Consider the following 1,142-nt stretch of genomic DNA (forward strand, 5'->3'; position numbering starts at 1 on the left):
CGAGGCCCCCTAGGATTGGGTCGAGGGAGCCCGCCGGGTGGCTGAGCGATGGGTAGGACGCTGCTGATCGCTACATGGGGGCAGCCAGCCCTCTGGGGGCCGGCCGTCTACGTTCTGGAGGAGAGGGAGAGGCGCACGCTGGAGCACTGCACCTCGCTCCCCCTGCTCCTCGAGAAGTACGGGGACGCTGACGTGGCGCTACTCGTCCTGGACAGCCTGGTCGACGAGTACGCGGACGGGAGGAGGGAGGGGGCCTGCTACGAGTGCTACGACAAGCAGCGGGGACTGGTGCAGGGGGCGGCGCGCGCAGCAAGCTACTCGGAGCTCCGGAAGGGGGTTGGGAAGTTCGTCGAGGAACTGCTAGGGTGCCTGGGGATCGATGGGAGGGCCCGCGTCGTCGTCGTCTGCCCGGCCGTGGGGAGTCCTGGGGGCAGGTGGAGCTTCGAGAGCAAGCCCGGGGACTTCGAGGCGGTCGCCCTCGCCGGGCTGGGCCCCAGGTGCCTCGAGGAGGGGTATGAGAGGGTTGTCCTCGACCTCACCCACGGGGTCAACTTCATGCCGGCTGTCGCGCTCAGGGTAGCGGAGAGGCTGGCGAATATCCTGTTGCTGGCCCACGGCGCCAAGTCGGTGAAGCTCGAGGTCTACAACAGCGACCCGTACCCGCCCCGCTCCCAGCGCCCGGAGCTCCGGCTGAACCTGGTGGCCAGGGAGGAGGTGAGGGCGGTGAGGGTGCCCGCCCCGCTCCCGGAGAGGCTCCTGAGGCCCACCAGGCAGCTGGACAGCCAGACTAGCGAGGGGGTGAGGCGCGTTAACGAGGAGTACAAGAGGACGGTCGAGGTGCCCCTGTCGGCCCTGTACTACCCGCTGCCCCTCGCCCTCCACTACTCTCTCTCCCAGGCCGGCGAGGCCCCTCTGCGGGTGCTGGAGGACGCGCTCGGGCTGTGGGAGCGCACCGTGAGCGTATATGGCCAAAGAGTAAAGGGGGCACTGCGCCTCGAGCCCGACGCGGTCTACGCGCTCCTGCTGGTGGAGGCCGTCCTCAGGCGGCTGGGGAGGCCCGAGTACCCGGCTCGTCTGGAAAGGCTGAGGGAGACAGTGAAGCTCTACGAGTCGATCAGCGAGCCCCACTACTACCTCATCGT

Annotated in this window: 1 protein-coding gene; it reads left to right on the forward strand. The window is 68.7% G+C overall.

All coding sequences use genetic code 11. The features are described 5' to 3' along the window. Window positions 1–48: 48 nt before the first annotated feature. Window positions 49–1,142, forward strand: a 1,094-nt coding sequence (locus tag ACP5VX_RS07040; protein WP_428725169.1) for a CRISPR-associated DxTHG motif protein, incomplete at its 3' end; no start/stop codon positions are given.

The organism is Thermogladius sp., from assembly GCF_049970955.1.
Classification (GTDB): Archaea; Thermoproteota; Thermoprotei_A; order Sulfolobales; family Desulfurococcaceae; genus Thermogladius.